The following is a 16,788-nucleotide window of genomic DNA, read 5'->3' on the forward strand; positions in this document are numbered from 1 at the left end:
CATCCAAATCAAAACGGGCGCCAGTTGCGCCCGTTTTACATTGCTTCAAGAACGTTTAGGCACGACGTCGCCGAGCCACGGCACCGAGTAGGCCAAGGCCAGCCAGCAGCATGGCGTAGCTTTCCGGCTCGGGAACCGGCATGGCAGCCAGCGTGCCGAAATCCTGAGTCCAGTAAGTAGGATAGACAGATCCGGGTGAATAGACGTAGCCGATGCCGATGCCCTGATAAGAAGCATTGAGAATATTCATCCTGTGTCCATCACTACCCATCCACGCGTTGACGACCGCGTCCGGTGTCAAATAGCCGGCTGCAACGTTTTCACCGATACCACCAGACGGGTAATAGCTAAAAATCCGGGTCGCCCAGTCTGTGCCATCGCAACTATTATGCTGGAAGCAGGAATTGGTCGCCATGTCGAGCGAATGAGCCTCGGCTGCAGCCTGCAGGCGAGCGTCAAACGCCAGGGCCGACAAGCCTTCTTTGGCACGTTCAATATTGACGAGAGACAATACATCCGCCTCGAAGGCATCGATGGTAACAACCGGCGCAGCAACAACGGCCATCGCTTGGCCGCTGAACGCCGCAGAGAATGCAAGTGCCAGAACTGCAAGTTTGTTCATGATTTTCCTTTGGTAGCAATTGAACGAATTATGCCATTTCGCTGCCACATTATGTAAATCAAATATCCATGAACGACATCCCAATCCCAACGGCTGTCCGCAAGCACCAAATATCTGCCAGAATTCAAACCTTGAACAACCAATCCCAGCATCCCGCCATGACCTATAAAGTTTTTGTCGACGGCCAGGAAGGCACGACCGGCCTGCAGATCAATGAATACCTCGCCAAGCGCACCGATGTCGTGCTGCTCAAGATCGACGCTGACAAGCGCAAGGATCTGGCCGAGCGCAAGCGGCTGATCAACGAATCCGATGTCACTTTCCTCTGCCTGCCGGACGAGGCGGCCAAGGAGTCGGTAACGCTGGTCGACAATCCGAACACCTGCATCATCGATGCCTCAACAGCGCATCGCGTCAATCCTGCATGGACCTTCGGACTGCCTGAACTGGCGCCGGCGCAACGCGCGAAAATCCGCGCCAGCAAGCGCATCGCCAACCCCGGCTGCCATGCCAGCGCCTTCATCCTGGCCCTGCGTCCGCTCGTCGCCGCCGGCCTGCTGCCGGCCGCCACGCAGGTCGCGGCCAACTCCATTACCGGTTATTCCGGTGGCGGCAAGTCGATGATCGCCCAGTACCAGAGCCCCGAACGTATCGATGCTCCCCGCCCCTACGGCCTTACCCTGGCCCACAAGCACCTGCCGGAAATGCAGGCGTATACCGGGTTGACCGTGGCACCGATCTTCCAGCCCATCGTCGGGCCGTTCTACAAGGGACTGGCCGTCACCGCCTACATCCACCCGCAACAATTCACACGCCAGGCGACGCCGGCTGATGTGCAGAAGATCATCGCCGACTACTACGCTGGCGAGCCGTTCATCCGCGTCCTGCCGGTCGATCTCGATGCAACCACCGACGGCGGCTTTTACAACGTCGAAGCCAACAACGACACCAACCGCGTCGATATCGCTGTCTTCGGCAACGATGAGCGCATGCTGCTCATCGCCCGCCTCGACAACCTCGGCAAGGGCGCCTCGGGTGCCGCTGTACAAGCCATGAACGTGCACTTGGGCGTTGAGGAAAGCCTCGGGCTGATCTGAGCACCGCGCATATGACCAAGGCCGCCCTGACTCGCCTTTGCCTGATGATCACGCTGGTGGTCTCAGGCTGGCCTGTCATGGCGCAATCGATTCTGCTCGACCCGGCCAGGGCGACCTACGGCAATCCCTGGGTCACGCCATTTCCGAAAGGCTCAAGCGCAAGCCCCCTCGATGCCAAGGTGCTCGTTACCACGAGCGCTCTGCCGGCCCAAGGTGAGTTCGAGCCGCTTGGGGCGCTCTACGTTCAGTCGCGCTGGCCCGGCGGCACAGGCAAGGCAACAAAACTTCTGGCCGAACAGGCAAAGGGTATGGGCGCCAACGCCATCGTCGAAGCGCGGGTCTGGCAGGCGCTGGCCTTCCCGGCAGTGGTCGCACCACACGGCAGCGGCATCGCCGTGCGCATCAAGGACGATGATTTGCTGCGCAGCCTGGCCAATTCAACCAGCACATGGGAATAGTCATGAACGTCGTGATCGGTCACATCACCGTCAAGGATGCCGAAAAATGGGCCAGCTACCGCAGCCAGGTGCCGGCGACATTGGCCCCGTGGCAGGCCGAACTGGTTTTTCGCGGCGAGAAGCTGGCCATATTCGGCGGAGAGCATCGTCACAGCGATACGGTCGTCATCCGCTTTCCCAATGCCGAAGCAGCCAATGGCTGGTTCAACTCGGCGGCCTACCAGGCGCTCATTCCGCTGCGCACGGAAGCAGCCGAGGTCGATCTGATCAGTTTCAGCGAAGCAGGCGCGTAGCCTCGCTGTAGTCCCGGGCGTACTGGGCACTGGCCAGATCGAGCACCTGGGCAATCCTTTCGCTGCTCGTCGCGACGTTCTGCACGGCCTTGCCATCGCCGCGATCGGCAATGCTCAGCCGGTTGATGGCGCTCTCGAAAAATATCCATTGATTTTTGGCCAGGCCGATGGCGTCGCGGCTGGCTGGCGAGTTTTCACGGGCCGTATCGAGTTCGCTGAGGCCGGTCGAAAACTCCTTGCGCGCCTGCTCGATGTCTACCACCACCCCTTGCGAGAGATTGCCACCCTGGGCCAGCAGGTAGAGCCGGGCCAGGCGTTGGGACAACATGTTGAGGCGCGAGGAGAGGTCAATCAGGCGACCGACCGGCGTTTCCCCTTCGGCTTCGATGAGCATGCTCAGCTTGCCGGTATGGATCATCAGTTCGTCGGCCAGTTGATTGACCCGCTCGGTGCTGACCGGGTCGGGCGCCAGCTTCAAGGCTGCGCGCATTTCCTGCCAGAGCGCATCGCAACGCGTCAGCACCCGCCGAACATTTGGCTTCTTCACGGAAACGCCAAGGCGACCGAATTCGGTATCGATCTCGCTCGCCGAAACCTTGATCAGCTGCATCGCCTGCGCCGCATTCAAACCCATGCCGGCCTGCTGGTAGAGTTTGGCCAGGCGCTGCGACTGCATGCGCAGGCGACCGGCGCTGACGATATCGCTGGCAACCAGCCCGGCCCCACCCTCCTTTCCGGCCGCCAATGCACCATGTGACAATGTCAGGAGCGAACAGGCAACGATCAGGAAAACGACGCGAATAGCGTGGCGAGCGACTTTGAATGGCAGCATCTGGAAACAGTGTTGAGCGTGACGGGGCGGGCATTGGAACACGCCAAGGTTTCAGTCCCTTTACAAGCGCGCCGCTTCCCCTATCATTCGCCCCACCATGACTGCCGCCTCCCCCCGCATCCTGAGCATCATCCCGCCGATGACGCAGCTCAACACGCCCTACCCGGCGACCGCCTACCTGACCGGTTTCCTGCGCTCGCGCGGCTTTCATGCCAAGCAAACCGACCTGGCGCTGGCCCTGGTCCTCGAACTGCTCTCCCCAGCCGGCCTGCCGAAGATCAAGGCGGCGGCGGAAGCCATCCCCGGCAAGAAGCGCTCGAATACGATCAAGATCTTCCTCAATGAGTTCGCTCGTTACCAGGCCAGCATCGGTCCGGCTATCGCACTGCTCCAGGGCCGTGACGGCTCGATTGCCCACCGCATCTGCACCCGCGCCTTTTTGCCCGAGGGACCGCGTTTCGCCTCGCTCGACAACTATCTCGACGAAGACGGTGGCGACCCGCTGGCCTGGGCCTTCGGCTCGCTCGGCGTGCAGGACCGGGCGCGGCATCTGGCCACGCTCTACCTCAACGACCTCGCCGACGTGCTGCGCGAGGCCGTCGACACCCGTTTCGAGTTCGTCCGCTACGCCGAATCGCTGGCCCAGAGCCAGGCCAGCTTCAACCCGCTGGCCACGGCGCTGGCCGCGCCGCCGACGCTGGTCGATACGACCCTGCAAAATTTGGCCAAAATTCCGGTTGACCGTAGCAATCCGGACATCGTGCTCATTTCCGTGCCCTTCCCCGGCTCGGTCTATGCCGCCTTCCGCATCGCCCAGACGATCAAGGCTTACCGGCCAAACATCATCACCGTGCTCGGCGGCGGCTACGTCAATACCGAGTTGCGCGAGCTGGCCGAACCGCGCGTCTTCGATTATTTCGACTACGTCACCCTCGATGACGGCGAAAAGCCGCTGCTCGCGCTCTTCGAGCACCTCGCCGGCGAGCGGCCGCGTCTCAACCTCGTCCGCACCTTCACGCGGGTCGATGGCGCCGTGCGCTACTTCAACGCCAGCGAGCCCGACATCCCCTTTGAGGAAGTCGGCACGCCGACCTGGGACGGCCTGCCGCTCGACCGCTACCTGTCGCTGCTCGACATGCTCAATCCCATGCACCGACTGTGGTCGGACGGGCACTGGAACAAGCTGACCGTCGCCCACGGCTGCTACTGGAAAAAATGCAGCTTCTGCGACGTCAGCCTCGACTACATCGGCCGCTACGACGCCGCCAGCGCCAAGGTGCTGGTAGACCGCATCGAACAGATCATCGCCGAAACCGGCCACACCGGCTTTCACCTCGTCGACGAAGCCGCCCCGCCCAAAGCCCTGCGTGCCCTGGCCGAGGAGTTGCAGCGGCGCAACCTGGCCATTTCGTGGTGGGGCAACATCCGCTTCGAAAAATCCTTCACGCCCGAACTCTGCCTGCAACTCGCCGACAGCGGCTGCATCGCCATTTCCGGCGGCCTCGAAGTCGCCTCCGACCGCCTGCTCGAGCTCATGAAAAAAGGCGTCTCGGTCGATCAGGTCGCCCGCGTCACCCGCGCCTTCACCGATGCCGGCGTACTCGTCCACGCCTACCTGATGTACGGCTTTCCGACGCAAACCGTCCAGGACACGGTCGATGCGCTCGAATACGTCCGCCAGCTCTTTGCCGAAGGCTGCATCCAGTCCGGCTTCTTCCACCGCTTTACCTGCACCGTGCATTCTCCCGTCGGGCAGAACCCGGCCGAGTACGGCATCAAGCTGCAACCGCTGCCGCCCGGCAAATTCGGCAAGAACGACGTGCATTTCATCGACCCCACCGGCGTCGATCACGACCGCCTCGGCAAGGCGCTGAACAAGGCGCTCTACAACTACATGCACGGCATTTGCCTGGACCAGGATGTGCGCAGCTGGTTCGACGAAAAAGTACCGCGCCCGACCGTGGCGCGGCACCGAATTTCCAAGGCACTGTCAGGGCAGCCTTAACGCACCCAGAATCGAAACGATTTCCGCAAACAGCGGTCTGGCCGAAACATTTTCCTGCGCGCAATCAGCTTGCAGGGATTTCAATTTTTGGGCTTTTTCCCGGTTGACCGTGGAATCGGGGTCGAGCGCGGAAAATGCCAGCAATTCTTCGAGCAAACACGCAAACGCCCGCACCTCGATGCGCTGCAGGGCCAAGGCGACGAGCCGATCATCGGACGGCACGAACGAGGCCGCGCCGAAATCGCCGAGTAGCGCCTGCCCGTCGGCGCCATGCAGGATATTGTGGGCGTAGAGATCGCCATGCGTGATGCCCTGGGCGTGAAGGTGTTCGGCCGCCGAGGCGATGCCGAGGGCGATGCGAATGGCAGCGTCGAGGTCGAAACTGGCCTCGGCCGGATAAACGTCACGGGTGCAGGAGTCCAGACTGGGCGGCCCGGCCAGGTTGCGGAAATCGCTGTCGATCAGCGCCATGACCAGCCCATGCGCTTCCTCCGGATGGGCCGCCAGCTTGCCGAGGACCGGAATCAGATTCGGGTGCGAGCCGGCGGTCATGCAGGCGTTCATCTCGTTGAGCGGCAAACCATCGCTGGTCATCGCGCCCTTGAACAGTTTGAGCGCGACCGGCTGTGCGCCGCCGGCCGAGCGCCATTCGGCATGATGGATGACGCCGGAAGCGCCCTCACCCAATTGATGGCTGACGTGCAGATCGTCCCAGTGAATGGGGGAAACACCTTTCTGAACCGGCACCTCCTGGCAAAAAGGATTGCCGGCAAAGGCCAGCCAGGAAAGTTTCGGCAACGACAACAGCCAGTCGGGCAAGGCGGCAAGCTGGTTGGCCGCGATGCGCAGCAACTCCAGCCCGGTGCAATTGGCCATCTCGCGCGGCAGCGACTGCAATCGGTTGCCGGCCAGCATGAGCTTCTGCAAACGCGTGCAGCGACCGATTTCCGGGGGCAGTTCGGCAATCCGGTTATCGGTCAAAATCAGCCAGCGCAGTTTGGGCGGCAACGCCGCAGCCGGCACCTGCTGAATCCGGTTGGCCTTGAAGCCAACCATCTCCAGATCGGCACACTGCCCGAGCACCGCCGGCAATTCAGTGAATTGGTTATCCGAACAAAACAGGATACGCAGCCGGTGCAGCCGTGGCAGATCGTCGGGCAGTGTCGCCAGCGCATTCCCCGACAAATCGAGAATCTCCAGCGTTTCGGCCAGATCAAATATCTCGCGCGGAAACTCGCTCAGGCAGCCGGCCAGTTTGAGGCGACGGCTCCCGGCCAGCTTGCCGGCACGCAGGTCTTCGAGGGTGTTCAGTGGCATTCAGGGCATTCCGCCGGGCGGCCGTGATAAGGTGCGGCAGGATAACAAAAGATGGTGAAAAATGACTTGGGAGAAGCCTGCCAGCCCGTCAATGACCGAACGTGGCATGCGCATCGCGCTGATATTTGCCTTGGCCGCCGAGCGCTTGACCGCATTCTACGAATACGGCCAGTGGCTGACAGAAGCCCAGGGCGCCAGCCTGGCTGCCGACTGGCTGTCGCGCTCGAAAAACAAGATGCCGCTCAACGAACGCCGGCAACTCTCCGCCCTCAGCGACCAGCTCGCCCGCCAGATCCAGGGCAGCCTGTCGCGCGAAGCCGGTATGTACACGGCCCACGAAATGATGGAGTCGCTCGACCCCAACCATCACTCCGAAATCGCCGAATCGCTGATGGTGGAATGCGAACGGCTGCTCGACGAGAACCTCGCCGGCTAACCAGCCAAAGAAAAAGGCCCGCCAAAAGAGCGGGCCTTCGCGGTGAAACCGGGCCAGTTGCTTACAGCAGTTCAGCCGGAATATTGCCGCCGTTGTCAGCCAGTTTCTGCAGCACGGTCTTGTGCAGCCACATGTTCATCTGCGCCGAATCGCCCATCTTGTCGGCCGGGCAGCCGAGTTCGGCAGCCAGCTCCTTGCGCACGGCCAGGCTGCTGTCCAGACCGAGCAGCTTGAGCAGATCGACGATCGACGTTTTCCAGTTGAGTTTTTCGGCATGCGCGGCCGCCAATGCCTCCAGCTTGGCCACGACATCGACGGCGCTGATCGCCACCGGCGCCGCAACGACGGGTGCCTCAACGGCGGCCGGAGCGGCCTCGGCGACCACTTCCGTCTTGTCTTCACCAAACCCCAGTTTGGCCAGAATGTTGCTGAAAATTCCCATGTTATTTCTCCTCTGCGACCGATTGAACAAATGGATGCCCGGTCATGAATCTCCCGAGCATGAGTTCATGTTAGTTGCATTCGACGACAGATTTGGTGAATTTATATGAAGAGGTTTTTACAATTCCCAACCATTGGCTGAGCCCCACCAAGGCTGCGCCACATTTCATTTTTGGCAGATATTTCCGGTTGACCGTGGAAACCAGGGCCAACCGGTTTCAGCCTGCCGTCAGACCACTTTCATCGCCGCCAGCGTCGCCACGTCGATGATTTCGGCAATCCTGTCCCCCAGCCCGGCGAGCACGCCAGCGTGTACCGTCGCCGCCGGAATCGTCTGGCCATCCGGCCCCGGCAGGTGGCGCGTGGCGCTGGCGTCGGCCACGATGCCGACCCGATAGCCGCGATGGAAGGTTTCGCGGGCGGTTGAATCGACGCAGTTGTGGGTCATGTAGCCGGCGATGATCAGCGTTTCGACGCCGCGCGTTTGCAGTTCGTCGAGCAGATTGGTGCCGGTGAAGGCCGAGGGCAGATGTTTGTGGATGACGACTTCGCCCTCGCCCGGCGCCAGGCCGGCGATGGGCGCAGCGCCTTCGGAATCCGGGGCGAAGATCGGGGCGGTGGCCGGAGCACGATGCAGAACGTGAATGACGGCAATGCCGGCCTGGTCGGCCCAGGCGCGCAACCGGCGAGCGGCGTTGCTGGCGGTTGGCTCGTCAGGCAGCGCCAGCGGGCCGTTGCGGTATTCGTTCTGGTAGTCGATGAGGACGACGGCAGTCTTGGCGGCATCCAGCGTGGCGCCGGCGTGCAGGCTGGGCGGGACGCCGGCGATCTGGCGCAGGGTGCGGGCGGTCATGCTGATTCTCCAATCAATTTCCCGGCCTTGCGCGCCGCCTGCGTTTGCCCGTCGTAGCCCCAGCTTTCGGCCGGCAGTTCGTGCAGCGCGACGTAGATGGGTGCGGCGCTGAGGCCGATTGCTACGGTCAACAGGGATTTTGCGGCAAAAATGAAATCGGCCTTTTCGGCTGCGCCGTTGGTGCCGGCGGTAATCAGCGCCTGCATGCTTGCCGCGGCGGCAACAGTCTGGCCGTTAGCCGAGAAGGCGCCGGCCGGCAACTGCGTGACGCTGACCACGGTGAGCGCAGCCTCCTTGCGCAGGATGCTCTGCATCAGGCGCGTCGTTTCCTGCTGCAAGTGCTGAATGGTGCTCGGCGCGAGGCTGGCGCCGGCCAGGGTGATGTTGATCAGGGGCATGGCTTTCTCCGGTTGAAGTGATACCTGCATCATTTCACCGGTTGTTTATCGATACAATCCACCATCCGTACAACAGTTTGTTGCCTCATGGAAACAATCAACCAGCTCGATCATTTATCCGACCTTGCCGTTTTCGTCCGAGTCGTCGATACGCAAGGCTTTTCAGCGGCGGCGCGGACCATAGGCCTGACCAAATCGGCCGTCAGCAAGCGCATCAACCGGCTGGAAAAGCAGCTCGGCCTGCGTCTGCTGCAGCGCACGACGCGCGCCATGTCGATGACCGAAGCCGGCCGCGTGCTTTACGAGCGCGCCGCGCAGGGCGTCGCCCTGCTCGACGAAAGCGCCCGCCTGGCCGCCGGTCTGGTCGAGGCGCCGCGCGGCACCTTGCGCGTCACGGCCTCGGTGACTTTCGGCAAGCTCTGCCTGGCGCCGCTGATTCCCGAATTCCTCGCCCGCTATCCGGAAATCGAGCTGCAACTGACCCTGCTCGACCGAATGGTCGATCTCGTCGATGAAGGCTACGACGTCGCCCTGCGCCTGACCCGCACGCCGCCCGAGCAGGTGGTGGCCAAGGCGCTGATGCCGGTGCGCTACCGGCTATGTTCCACGGTCAACCGGATAAAAGGCCAAAAAATCGAAACCCCGGCCGACCTCGCCGGCCACAACTGCCTGCATTACGGCCTGCGCGAATTCGGCAACGAATGGCGTTTTCAGCGCGGTAGCGAAGAGGCACGGGTCCGCGTCACGAGCAACGTCGTGGTCAATAACAGCGAGGTGGTGCGCGACCTGCTGCTCGCCGACATGGGCATCGGGCTGGTCTGGAACTACGCCGTGGACCGCGAAATCGCCGATGGCAGGCTGATTCCGCTGCTCCCCGAATGGACGCCGGTCGGCCCCTTCGGCCAGACGGCGTGGGCAATCTGGCTACCGCAAACGCATCTGCCGCCGAAGATTCGCGTGTTTGTCGATTTCCTCGCCGAGCGCCTGCGCGAGACGCCGGCCTAGCCGCGTCGGATGAACCACTTGCGCGTCTCTTCGGCCAGCCCAAGGAAGAGCGCAAAAGGCAAGGCGTAGAGGAAAACGTCAAGCGCCAGTGGTGCCGTGCCGAACAGGCTGTTCCCCCACGGCGTGTAGAGAATCGCCGCCATCAGCCCCACTTCGCTGGCCAGCCCGGCGAGCAGCCAGCGGTTTTCGAGCAACGGGAAACGCCAGGCCGGCAGACGTGGATGGCGACAGACGAAGAGATTGACCATCTGCGCCAGCACGATGGCCATCAGGCAGGCCGAGGTGGCCTGCAGGTAGCGCGGATCGCCGAGCGCCAGCGTTTCGCCGTACTGCCAGCCGAATCCGTGCAGCACGAAGAAGAAGGTGGCCATGGCGCCGAGCGCTTCGAGCGGGCCGAGGAAGAGGTAGGCCCGGGCGAGCAGGCCGCCGGAGAGCAGGCGTTCGTCACGTCGCCGTGGCGGGCGCAGCATGACGTCGGCCGACGGTTTTTCAGCGCCCAGGGCAAGGGCTGGCAGCATGTCGGTGCCGAGATCGACGGCGAGAATCTGGATCACGGTCAGCGGCAGCGGAATGCGGAAGAGCACGAAAGCCAGATAGGGAATCAGTTCGGGAATGTTCGAGGTCAGGATGTAGGTGATGAACTTGCGGATGTTTTCATAGACCGCCCGGCCCTCCTCGATGGCATTGACGATGGTGCCGAAGTGGTCGTCGAGTAGCACGATGTCGGCCGCCTCGCGCGCTACGTCGGTGCCGGAGAGGCCCATGGCGATGCCGATGTCGGCCATGCGCAGGGCCGGGGCGTCGTTCACGCCGTCGCCGGTGACCGCGACGATCTCGCCCTTGGCCTGCAGGGCCTGGACGATGATCATTTTCTGCTCGGCGGTGACCCGGGCGAAGATCACCTCGGGCGCATCGAGGGCGATTTGCAGGCTGGCGGCGCTCATCTGGCGCACCTCGTCGCCGGTCATGACGCGCGGCGATGCGCTGCGGATCATGTCGATTTCGCGGCCAACCGCCAGCGCCGTGCGCGGATGATCGCCGGTGCACATGATGACGCGCAGGCCGGCCGAATGGCAGCGGCCAACCGCCTCATGAACATCCGGCCGAGGCGGATCTTCGAGGCCGATCAGGCCGCACAGGGCCATGCCCTCTTCGTTCGGCGCCTCGTCGGCGGCCAGCGGCTTCCAGGCACAGGCAATGACGCGCAGGCCACGGCTGGCCAGGTCTTCATGGGCCAGCCTAAAGTTCTCGCGGGCATCGGCATCGAGCGGTTTGATGGTATTGCCGGCCAGCCAGGTCGTGCATAGCGGCAACAAATTTTCCGGTGCGCCCTTGCAGAGCAGCACGCCGCTACCATCCACCGCGCGGCTATAGACCGACATGCGCCGCCGCTCGGCATCGAAGGCGATTTCGCCGGCGAATTTCCAGGGCATCGGCAATTCGCCGGCAAACTGCCAGAGCGCGATCTCCATCGGGTCGCCATTCGGCTTGCCATCCGTAAATTTCAGGCTCTGGCAATAACGGGCAACGGCGCGCAGGTGCGGCTCGCGCGCCGCCGGCCAGCGCTCGGCTGCGAGGTGGTGGCGACCGCCGGCAAACCATTCGCGCACCGCCATCCGGTTCTGCGTCAGCGTGCCGGTCTTGTCGGTCAGGATGACTGTCGCGCAACCCATGGTCTCAACCGCCGGCAGATGGCGGACCAGGGCATGGCGCCGAGCCATGCGCTGGGTGGCCAGAGCCAGCGACAGCGTCACGGTCGGCAGCAGGCCTTCCGGCACGTTGGCGACGATGATGCCGATGGCGAACATCATGTTGGCCCAGAAAGGCAGGCCGATCGCCTGGCCGAGCAGGAAGAAAATGACGCCAAGGCCAAGCGCCAGCATGGCCACCAGCCGCGACACCCGGCGGATTTCGCCTTGCAGCGGCGACTCGGTATCGCCGGTCGACTGGGTCAGATGGGCGATGTGGCCAAACTCGGTCCGCATCCCGGTGGCGTACACCACGGCGCGGCCTTCGCCGGACACGACCAGCGTGCCGGCCAGCAGCAGGCAATGGGCCGCCAGCGGGTCGAAGGCGGCGGCAGTCTCGGCTGCTTCGCTGCGCGCCTTCGGGTAGGTTTCACCGGTCAGCGTCGACAGATTGACGCGCAGCCCCCAGCTCTCGACCAGCCGGCAATCGGCCGGCACCTTGGCCCCTTCGATCAACAGCAAGATGTCGCCGGGCACCAGTTGATCGGCTGGAATATCGATCTCCTGCCCGTGGCGACGCACCTTGACGCTCTGCGGCAGGAGCTTTTCGAGCGCCGCCAGCGCCTGCTCGGCGCGATAGGTCTGCCAGAAGGAAAAGCCGCCATTGACCAGAATGACGCCGAGAATGGCCAGCCCAAGCTCCAACATGCCCTCGCCCGGCTGCAGATAGGCGGCGACAAAGGCGAGAATGGCGGCGAACCACAGGATCAAGGCGAAAAAGTGGGTGAATTCACCGAGCAGGTTCAGCCACCAAGGCGTCCGCGCCGCCGCTTCGACGCGATTCAGGCCGAACTCCTCCAGCCGGCGCGCTGCTTCCCTGGCGCTCAGACCATCGGGAGCGCTGTCCAGCGCAGCCAATGCCTCGGCCGGCGTCTGCCGGGCGATCTGCATGCCGGAATGCTCCATGGCCTAGCCCGAGTATGTTGTTTCAGTCCTTTATTCATAGCACCCGGATGGCATTCGAGCCATCCAATTTCGGGTTTTGCGACGATTCCCACGGTCAACCGGAAAAAATCGCAAAAATGAAATGAAAAGGCGCCGATGAAACTGGCGCCCTTGCTGTGGAGACATTCTTCACGCTCACCAAGCGGTGCGCGTTTGTCGATCAATTCACCTTCAGCGTACCGCCCCGACCCAGGCCGCCCTTGACGTCCTGCGCCTTGTAGTTGCGCAGCGAGATGACCATGCTGTTGTAGGCATCGACAAATGCCGCAACGGTCGCCTTGCCTTCCGGCGTCTGCGAGAAACCGCCCAGGCCACCGGCTGCTCCGCCACCAAAGGCGCCGAGCACGGCACCGAAGTTGGTCGCCGTCGAATTGCCTTCGGAAATGGCGATCTGCACCGACGAGCGAATATCGAACAGCGACAGAGTGACGACCGAAACCTTGCTTTCCATGCCGGCGCCGATCACCTGGCCACCCCGGCCGCCGAGCAGCGCACCGCCAACGGCACCGGCCAGACGGCCGGTCGGCGACTGATCGACAACAATCGACGGCTCCATGAAATAGTCGGCCGCAACACGCTGGCCCTTCTGCTGCTTCGACCCGGCCCGGTATTCACCGGAGTTGCGCTGTTTGTCAGTAATTGCCGACATCTTGTTGTCCAGGCGTTCATTGCCGATCGAGGTAATGACGAAGCAGTTGGACTGCTGCACGGCCAGGCGGATCAACGGTTCGATGGTGGTTACCTTGGTCGCCCGGCCGAAGGCACCATACCAGTCCTTGTTGCGGCCATCATCGACGGCCAGCGTGCCGAGCGGCGCCGGACAACGTTCCAGGCTGGGATTGGCGCCGACGCTGGTGCCGCCCGCCGCCGCACCGGTGGCCGCGGTCGGCGCATTGCCGGTCTGAACCATGCCACCGCAACCAGCGAGCATCAAGGCTGCCGCAGCACTGACAAAAAGAGGGGAATTCTTGACGTTCATGATTTTCAACTTTCTGTTGGGTCATTAAATCGGTTCAATAATCGTCACGGTAGTACCAGCCGCTGTTGCTCCAGTACCAACGGTAGGTGTAGCGGCTTTGCCAGTACTCACGCAAATACACACGCTGCGTATCCACCCAGCGGCGATAGGCAACTTCGTTCTTTTTGGCTGTGCTGGCCTGGGCAAGCAGCTTTTTGGCCTCCTTGTCGCCCCGTCCGGCGGCGATGGACAACCATTTTTCGGCCTCGGCCGGATCGGACCCCATTTCCTCCAGCCCCATCAGATATAGCTTGCCGACCGCCGTCTGCGCCTTGCGATCGCCGCGCTCGGCCGCATCGCGCATCCATTGCAGCGCCTGGTAGCTGTCCTGGCGCACGCCATCGCCGCGGAAATAACGCAAGCCGAGGTCGTAGGCAGCACGCGGATCCTTTTCGGCTTTCGCCTTCAGCGCAGCCAGCCGACGCTCGGCCTCGGGATCTCCGCCGGCATTCGGGTCGAAAGTGGTGGTACTGCGCGGACGATCGGAACAGCCGGTATCGTCGCAAATACGGATGGTCCGTTCAGGCTCTGCTTGCGCAAATACGGACGCACAAAGGAAGGAAAACAGGAGAATCAGCCGCATGGGACAACTCCAAAAACGGCAGGGCACCGCCCGGGCCGCAAATAGTAAACGTGATATGTTGTTTTTATCTTCAGCCACTTAGACAAAAGTCATATCCACATCGATTATCCCCAATAGATACAAACAGGGCAAGCGATACGGCGGCCATGCCGGATTGCTGATCCTCATCTGCGGAGAACAGCCCGCATGACCAATTCAGCATCTGCCGCTCTTTCGGTTACCATCCGCACGCACCTTGTTTAGACCGCGCCGTAAAGACAGAATTCCATGACCGACCAGTTGAAACTTTTCGACCCGAACGCCCCGCTTCCTCCCGCCGAGACAGAGCTCGCAGCGAATCCGGCACCACTTCAGGCTGCCGAAAACGCCGCGGAAACCGACCCGCCAGTCATGAACGAATCCCCTGCCGGCGAAGCGGGCGACATCGACCCGCCGGATTTGCCGCCATCGGCCTCCGGCCCGGCCGGCGACATTCCATCACCGGCCGACTACGCCGCCCGCCGCTATCTTGAATACGCCATGAGCGTCGTCACCGGCCGCGCCCTGCCCTCGGCGGCCGACGGCCAGAAGCCGGTACAGCGCCGCATTCTCTACGCCATGCACCGGATGGGTCTGTACAAGAGCCCGCGCCACGTCAAATCGGCGCGCGTCGTCGGCGATGTGATCGGTAAATACCACCCGCACGGCGATTCGTCGGTCTATGACGCCATGGTCCGCATGGCGCAGGACTGGAGCCTGCGTTACCCGATCGTCGATGGTCAGGGCAATTTCGGCTCGCGTGATGGCGATAACGCCGCCGCCATGCGCTACACGGAAGCCCGCCTGACGCCGATTGCCGAGCTATTGCTGGCCGAACTCGACGAAGGCACGGTCGACTGGAAGCCCAACTATGACGGCGCCAACGACGAACCGGCCCTGCTCCCGGCCCGCCTGCCCTTCTGCCTGCTCAACGGTGCCTCCGGCATCGCGGTCGGCATGGCCACCGAAATCCCGGCCCACAATCTGCGCGAAGTGGCGAATGCTGCGGTCAACCTCATAAAAGACCCGAATTTCACAGAAGACCAAGTGCTGGCGCTGATCCCCGGCCCGGATTACCCGGGCGGTGCACAGATCATTTCGACCGCCGAGGAAATCGCCGCCACCTACCGCAGCGGCCGCGGCAGCCTGCGCGTGCGCGCCAAGTGGAAGATCGAAAACCTGGCTCGCGGCCAGTGGAAGCTGGTCATCACCGAACTGCCGCCGGGCGTCTCGACCGCCACCGTGCTGTCGGAAATCGAAGCCTGCTCAAACCCGGTTGCCAAGGAAAAAGCCGGCAAGAAGGTGTTCACACCGGAACAGCTCAACCTCAAGGCAGCCTTCCTGTCGTCGATTTCGGAAAGCGGCGTGCGCGACGAATCGGGCAAGGAACACGCCGTCCGTCTCGTCATCGAACCGGCTTCGTCACGTCAAGGCCAGGATGACTTGGTGCGCATGCTGCTCGCCCACACCAGCCTCGAAACCAATGCCTCGATCAACCTGACCGTCCTCGGCGTCAATGGCACGCCGCGTCAGGCTTCGCTCTACAGCATTATCGCCGAGTGGTGCCGCTTCCGACTGGCCACCGTGGAGCGGCGCACGCGCCATCGCCTGACCGCCGCCGAAAAGCGCATCCACATCCTGGAAGGCCGCTTGGCCGTACTCCTCGACATCGACAAGGTGATCAAGGTCATCCGCGAATCGGACGACCCCAAGGTCGATCTAATGGCGCACTTCAAGCTGTCCGAGATCCAGGCCGAAGACATCCTCGAAATCCGCCTGCGCCAGTTGGCGCGGCTGGAAGGTATCAAGATCGGCGAAGAGCTGGCCAAGCTGCGCGAAGAAGCGGCCGGCCTCAACAAGCTGCTCGATTCCGAAGAAGCCCTGCGCACCTGCGTCGCATCCGAAATCGAAGCAGATGCGAAGAAATACGGCGACGATCGCCGCACCTTCATCGAAGCCGCCGACAAAGTCACCATGTCGGATGCCAAGACCGTCTCCATCGTCGACGAACCAACCACGCTGATCGTCTCCAGACACGGCTGGCTGCGCTCGCGTACCGGCCACAACATCGATCCGACGCAACTGAGCTTCCGCTCCGGCGACGAACTGCTGGCCTGCCTGCCCTGCCGGACGGTCGATAACCTGATCCTGCTCGACACCAAGGGCCGCGCCTACTCGATCCCCGCCTCGGACATCCCCGGCGGCAAGGGCGACGGCGTTCCGGCCACCTCGCTGGCCGATTTCCAGGACGGCGGCAAACCCTGCCTCGCCATGGCGATCAAGAACGAAGTGCTCTATCTGGTTGCTGCCAGCGGCGGCTACGGTTTCCGCTGCCAGGGCGCCGATCTCCTGTCACGCGGCAAGGCTGGCAAGGCTTTCATGACGCTATCCGAAGGTGAAATGCCAGTCGTTTTCGCCCCGGCGCCGCTCGGCGAAATCGCCTGCGTGACCAAAGATGGCCGGGCGCTGGTCTTCAACATCGACGAAGTTCGCCAGTTGCCGAAAGGCCGTGGCCTCAAACTGATCGATGCCGACCCCGGCAAGACGGCGCTGGAAGAAATCATTCCGGTCGTCGATGGCGTTGCCGGCAAGCTCAAGGGCGAACGCCTCGAATTCTGTCGTGGCAACCGCGGCGGCAAGGGCAAGCCGATGAAAGCCCCGCGCAAATAAGAAAAAACCGGGCGGACTCGATATTGAGCCGGCCCGGTTGTCTTTTCAG

General features: G+C 62.7%; 16 protein-coding genes. 7 read left to right on the forward strand and 9 right to left on the reverse strand.

Translation table 11 applies throughout. From position 1 onward, the window contains the following. Nucleotides 1-55: 55 nt before the first annotated feature. On the reverse strand, nt 56-622 hold the full coding sequence (locus AC07TV_RS17540) for a CAP domain-containing protein (protein ID WP_494649655.1): 567 nt from the start codon (nt 620-622) through the stop codon (nt 56-58). Nucleotides 623-780: 158 nt separating this feature from the next. On the opposite strand from AC07TV_RS17540, the gene argC reads away from it, so the two are divergent. From argC to AC07TV_RS17555, 3 genes are read left to right on the forward strand one after another with little or no spacing between them, the layout of a single operon-like run. Then, on the forward strand, nt 781-1,719 hold the full coding sequence (argC, locus tag AC07TV_RS17545; RefSeq protein WP_494649656.1) for an N-acetyl-gamma-glutamyl-phosphate reductase: 939 nt from the start codon (nt 781-783) through the stop codon (nt 1,717-1,719). Between the two features lie 11 nt (nt 1,720-1,730). Continuing rightward, a complete protein-coding gene (locus tag AC07TV_RS17550; protein WP_494649657.1) occupies nt 1,731-2,177 on the forward strand; it encodes a hypothetical protein in 447 nt (148 codons plus the stop codon). A gap of 2 nt (nt 2,178-2,179) precedes the next feature. Beyond that, entirely contained in the window at nt 2,180-2,470 is a 291-nt protein-coding gene (locus AC07TV_RS17555) for a DUF1330 domain-containing protein (RefSeq protein WP_494649658.1), read from the forward strand. Here AC07TV_RS17555 and AC07TV_RS17560 read toward each other — a convergent pair. Further along, complete coding sequence (locus AC07TV_RS17560) at nt 2,451-3,302, reverse strand: type IV pili methyl-accepting chemotaxis transducer N-terminal domain-containing protein (RefSeq protein WP_494649659.1); 852 nt, start codon at nt 3,300-3,302, stop codon at nt 2,451-2,453. The genes AC07TV_RS17555 and AC07TV_RS17560 overlap by 20 nt on opposite strands. A gap of 97 nt (nt 3,303-3,399) precedes the next feature. On the opposite strand from AC07TV_RS17560, the gene AC07TV_RS17565 reads away from it, so the two are divergent. Further along, the gene (locus AC07TV_RS17565) at nt 3,400-5,307 is read left to right on the forward strand and encodes a B12-binding domain-containing radical SAM protein (protein WP_494649660.1); all 1,908 of its coding nucleotides are present in this window, start codon (nt 3,400-3,402) and stop codon (nt 5,305-5,307) included. Here AC07TV_RS17565 and AC07TV_RS17570 read toward each other — a convergent pair. Continuing rightward, on the reverse strand, nt 5,293-6,624 hold the full coding sequence (locus AC07TV_RS17570) for a leucine-rich repeat-containing protein kinase family protein (RefSeq protein WP_494649661.1): 1,332 nt from the start codon (nt 6,622-6,624) through the stop codon (nt 5,293-5,295). The genes AC07TV_RS17565 and AC07TV_RS17570 overlap by 15 nt on opposite strands. A 91-nt stretch (nt 6,625-6,715) precedes the next feature. Here AC07TV_RS17570 and AC07TV_RS17575 point away from each other — a divergent pair, with 91 nt between their 5' ends. Further along, the gene (locus AC07TV_RS17575; RefSeq protein WP_494649662.1) at nt 6,716-7,060 is read left to right on the forward strand and encodes a hypothetical protein; all 345 of its coding nucleotides are present in this window, start codon (nt 6,716-6,718) and stop codon (nt 7,058-7,060) included. 61 nt (nt 7,061-7,121) lie between these two features. Here AC07TV_RS17575 and AC07TV_RS17580 read toward each other — a convergent pair whose 3' ends face one another. The 3 genes from AC07TV_RS17580 to AC07TV_RS17590 form a co-directional block, all read right to left on the reverse strand. After that, on the reverse strand, nt 7,122-7,502 hold the full coding sequence (locus AC07TV_RS17580) for a DUF3597 domain-containing protein (protein WP_494649663.1): 381 nt from the start codon (nt 7,500-7,502) through the stop codon (nt 7,122-7,124). Between the two features lie 228 nt (nt 7,503-7,730). Beyond that, nucleotides 7,731-8,354 carry a cysteine hydrolase family protein gene (locus tag AC07TV_RS17585; protein ID WP_494649664.1) on the reverse strand — a complete coding sequence of 208 codons (624 nt, stop codon included), beginning with the start codon at nt 8,352-8,354 and terminating at the stop codon, nt 7,731-7,733. Beyond that, a complete protein-coding gene (locus tag AC07TV_RS17590) occupies nt 8,351-8,752 on the reverse strand; it encodes a hypothetical protein (RefSeq protein WP_494649665.1) in 402 nt (133 codons plus the stop codon). Before AC07TV_RS17590 ends, AC07TV_RS17585 begins: the two co-directional genes overlap by 4 nt. Nucleotides 8,753-8,839: 87 nt before the next feature. On the opposite strand from AC07TV_RS17590, the gene AC07TV_RS17595 reads away from it, so the two are divergent. Beyond that, nucleotides 8,840-9,757 (forward strand): LysR family transcriptional regulator, encoded by a 918-nt coding sequence (locus AC07TV_RS17595; protein WP_494649666.1) that lies wholly within the window; start codon nt 8,840-8,842, stop codon nt 9,755-9,757. On the opposite strand, the gene AC07TV_RS17600 is transcribed toward AC07TV_RS17595, so the two are convergent. From AC07TV_RS17600 to AC07TV_RS17610, 3 genes are all read right to left on the reverse strand, one after another. Continuing rightward, nucleotides 9,754-12,396: a cation-translocating P-type ATPase gene (locus AC07TV_RS17600; RefSeq protein WP_494649667.1), complete on the reverse strand. Its 2,643-nt coding sequence runs from the start codon at nt 12,394-12,396 to the stop codon at nt 9,754-9,756. The genes AC07TV_RS17595 and AC07TV_RS17600 overlap by 4 nt on opposite strands. A gap of 214 nt (nt 12,397-12,610) precedes the next feature. Next, nucleotides 12,611-13,429 carry a hypothetical protein gene (locus tag AC07TV_RS17605; RefSeq protein ID WP_494649668.1) on the reverse strand — a complete coding sequence of 273 codons (819 nt, stop codon included), beginning with the start codon at nt 13,427-13,429 and terminating at the stop codon, nt 12,611-12,613. Between the two features lie 34 nt (nt 13,430-13,463). Continuing rightward, entirely contained in the window at nt 13,464-14,051 is a 588-nt protein-coding gene (locus tag AC07TV_RS17610) for a tetratricopeptide repeat protein (protein ID WP_494649669.1), read from the reverse strand. A gap of 267 nt (nt 14,052-14,318) precedes the next feature. On the opposite strand from AC07TV_RS17610, the gene parC reads away from it, so the two are divergent. After that, nucleotides 14,319-16,739, forward strand: a complete 2,421-nt coding sequence (gene parC, locus AC07TV_RS17615; RefSeq protein WP_494649670.1) for a DNA topoisomerase IV subunit A — start codon at nt 14,319-14,321, stop codon at nt 16,737-16,739. Nucleotides 16,740-16,788: the final 49 nt, after the last annotated feature.

This window comes from Azonexus sp. GW821-FHT04F04, assembly GCF_059420025.1.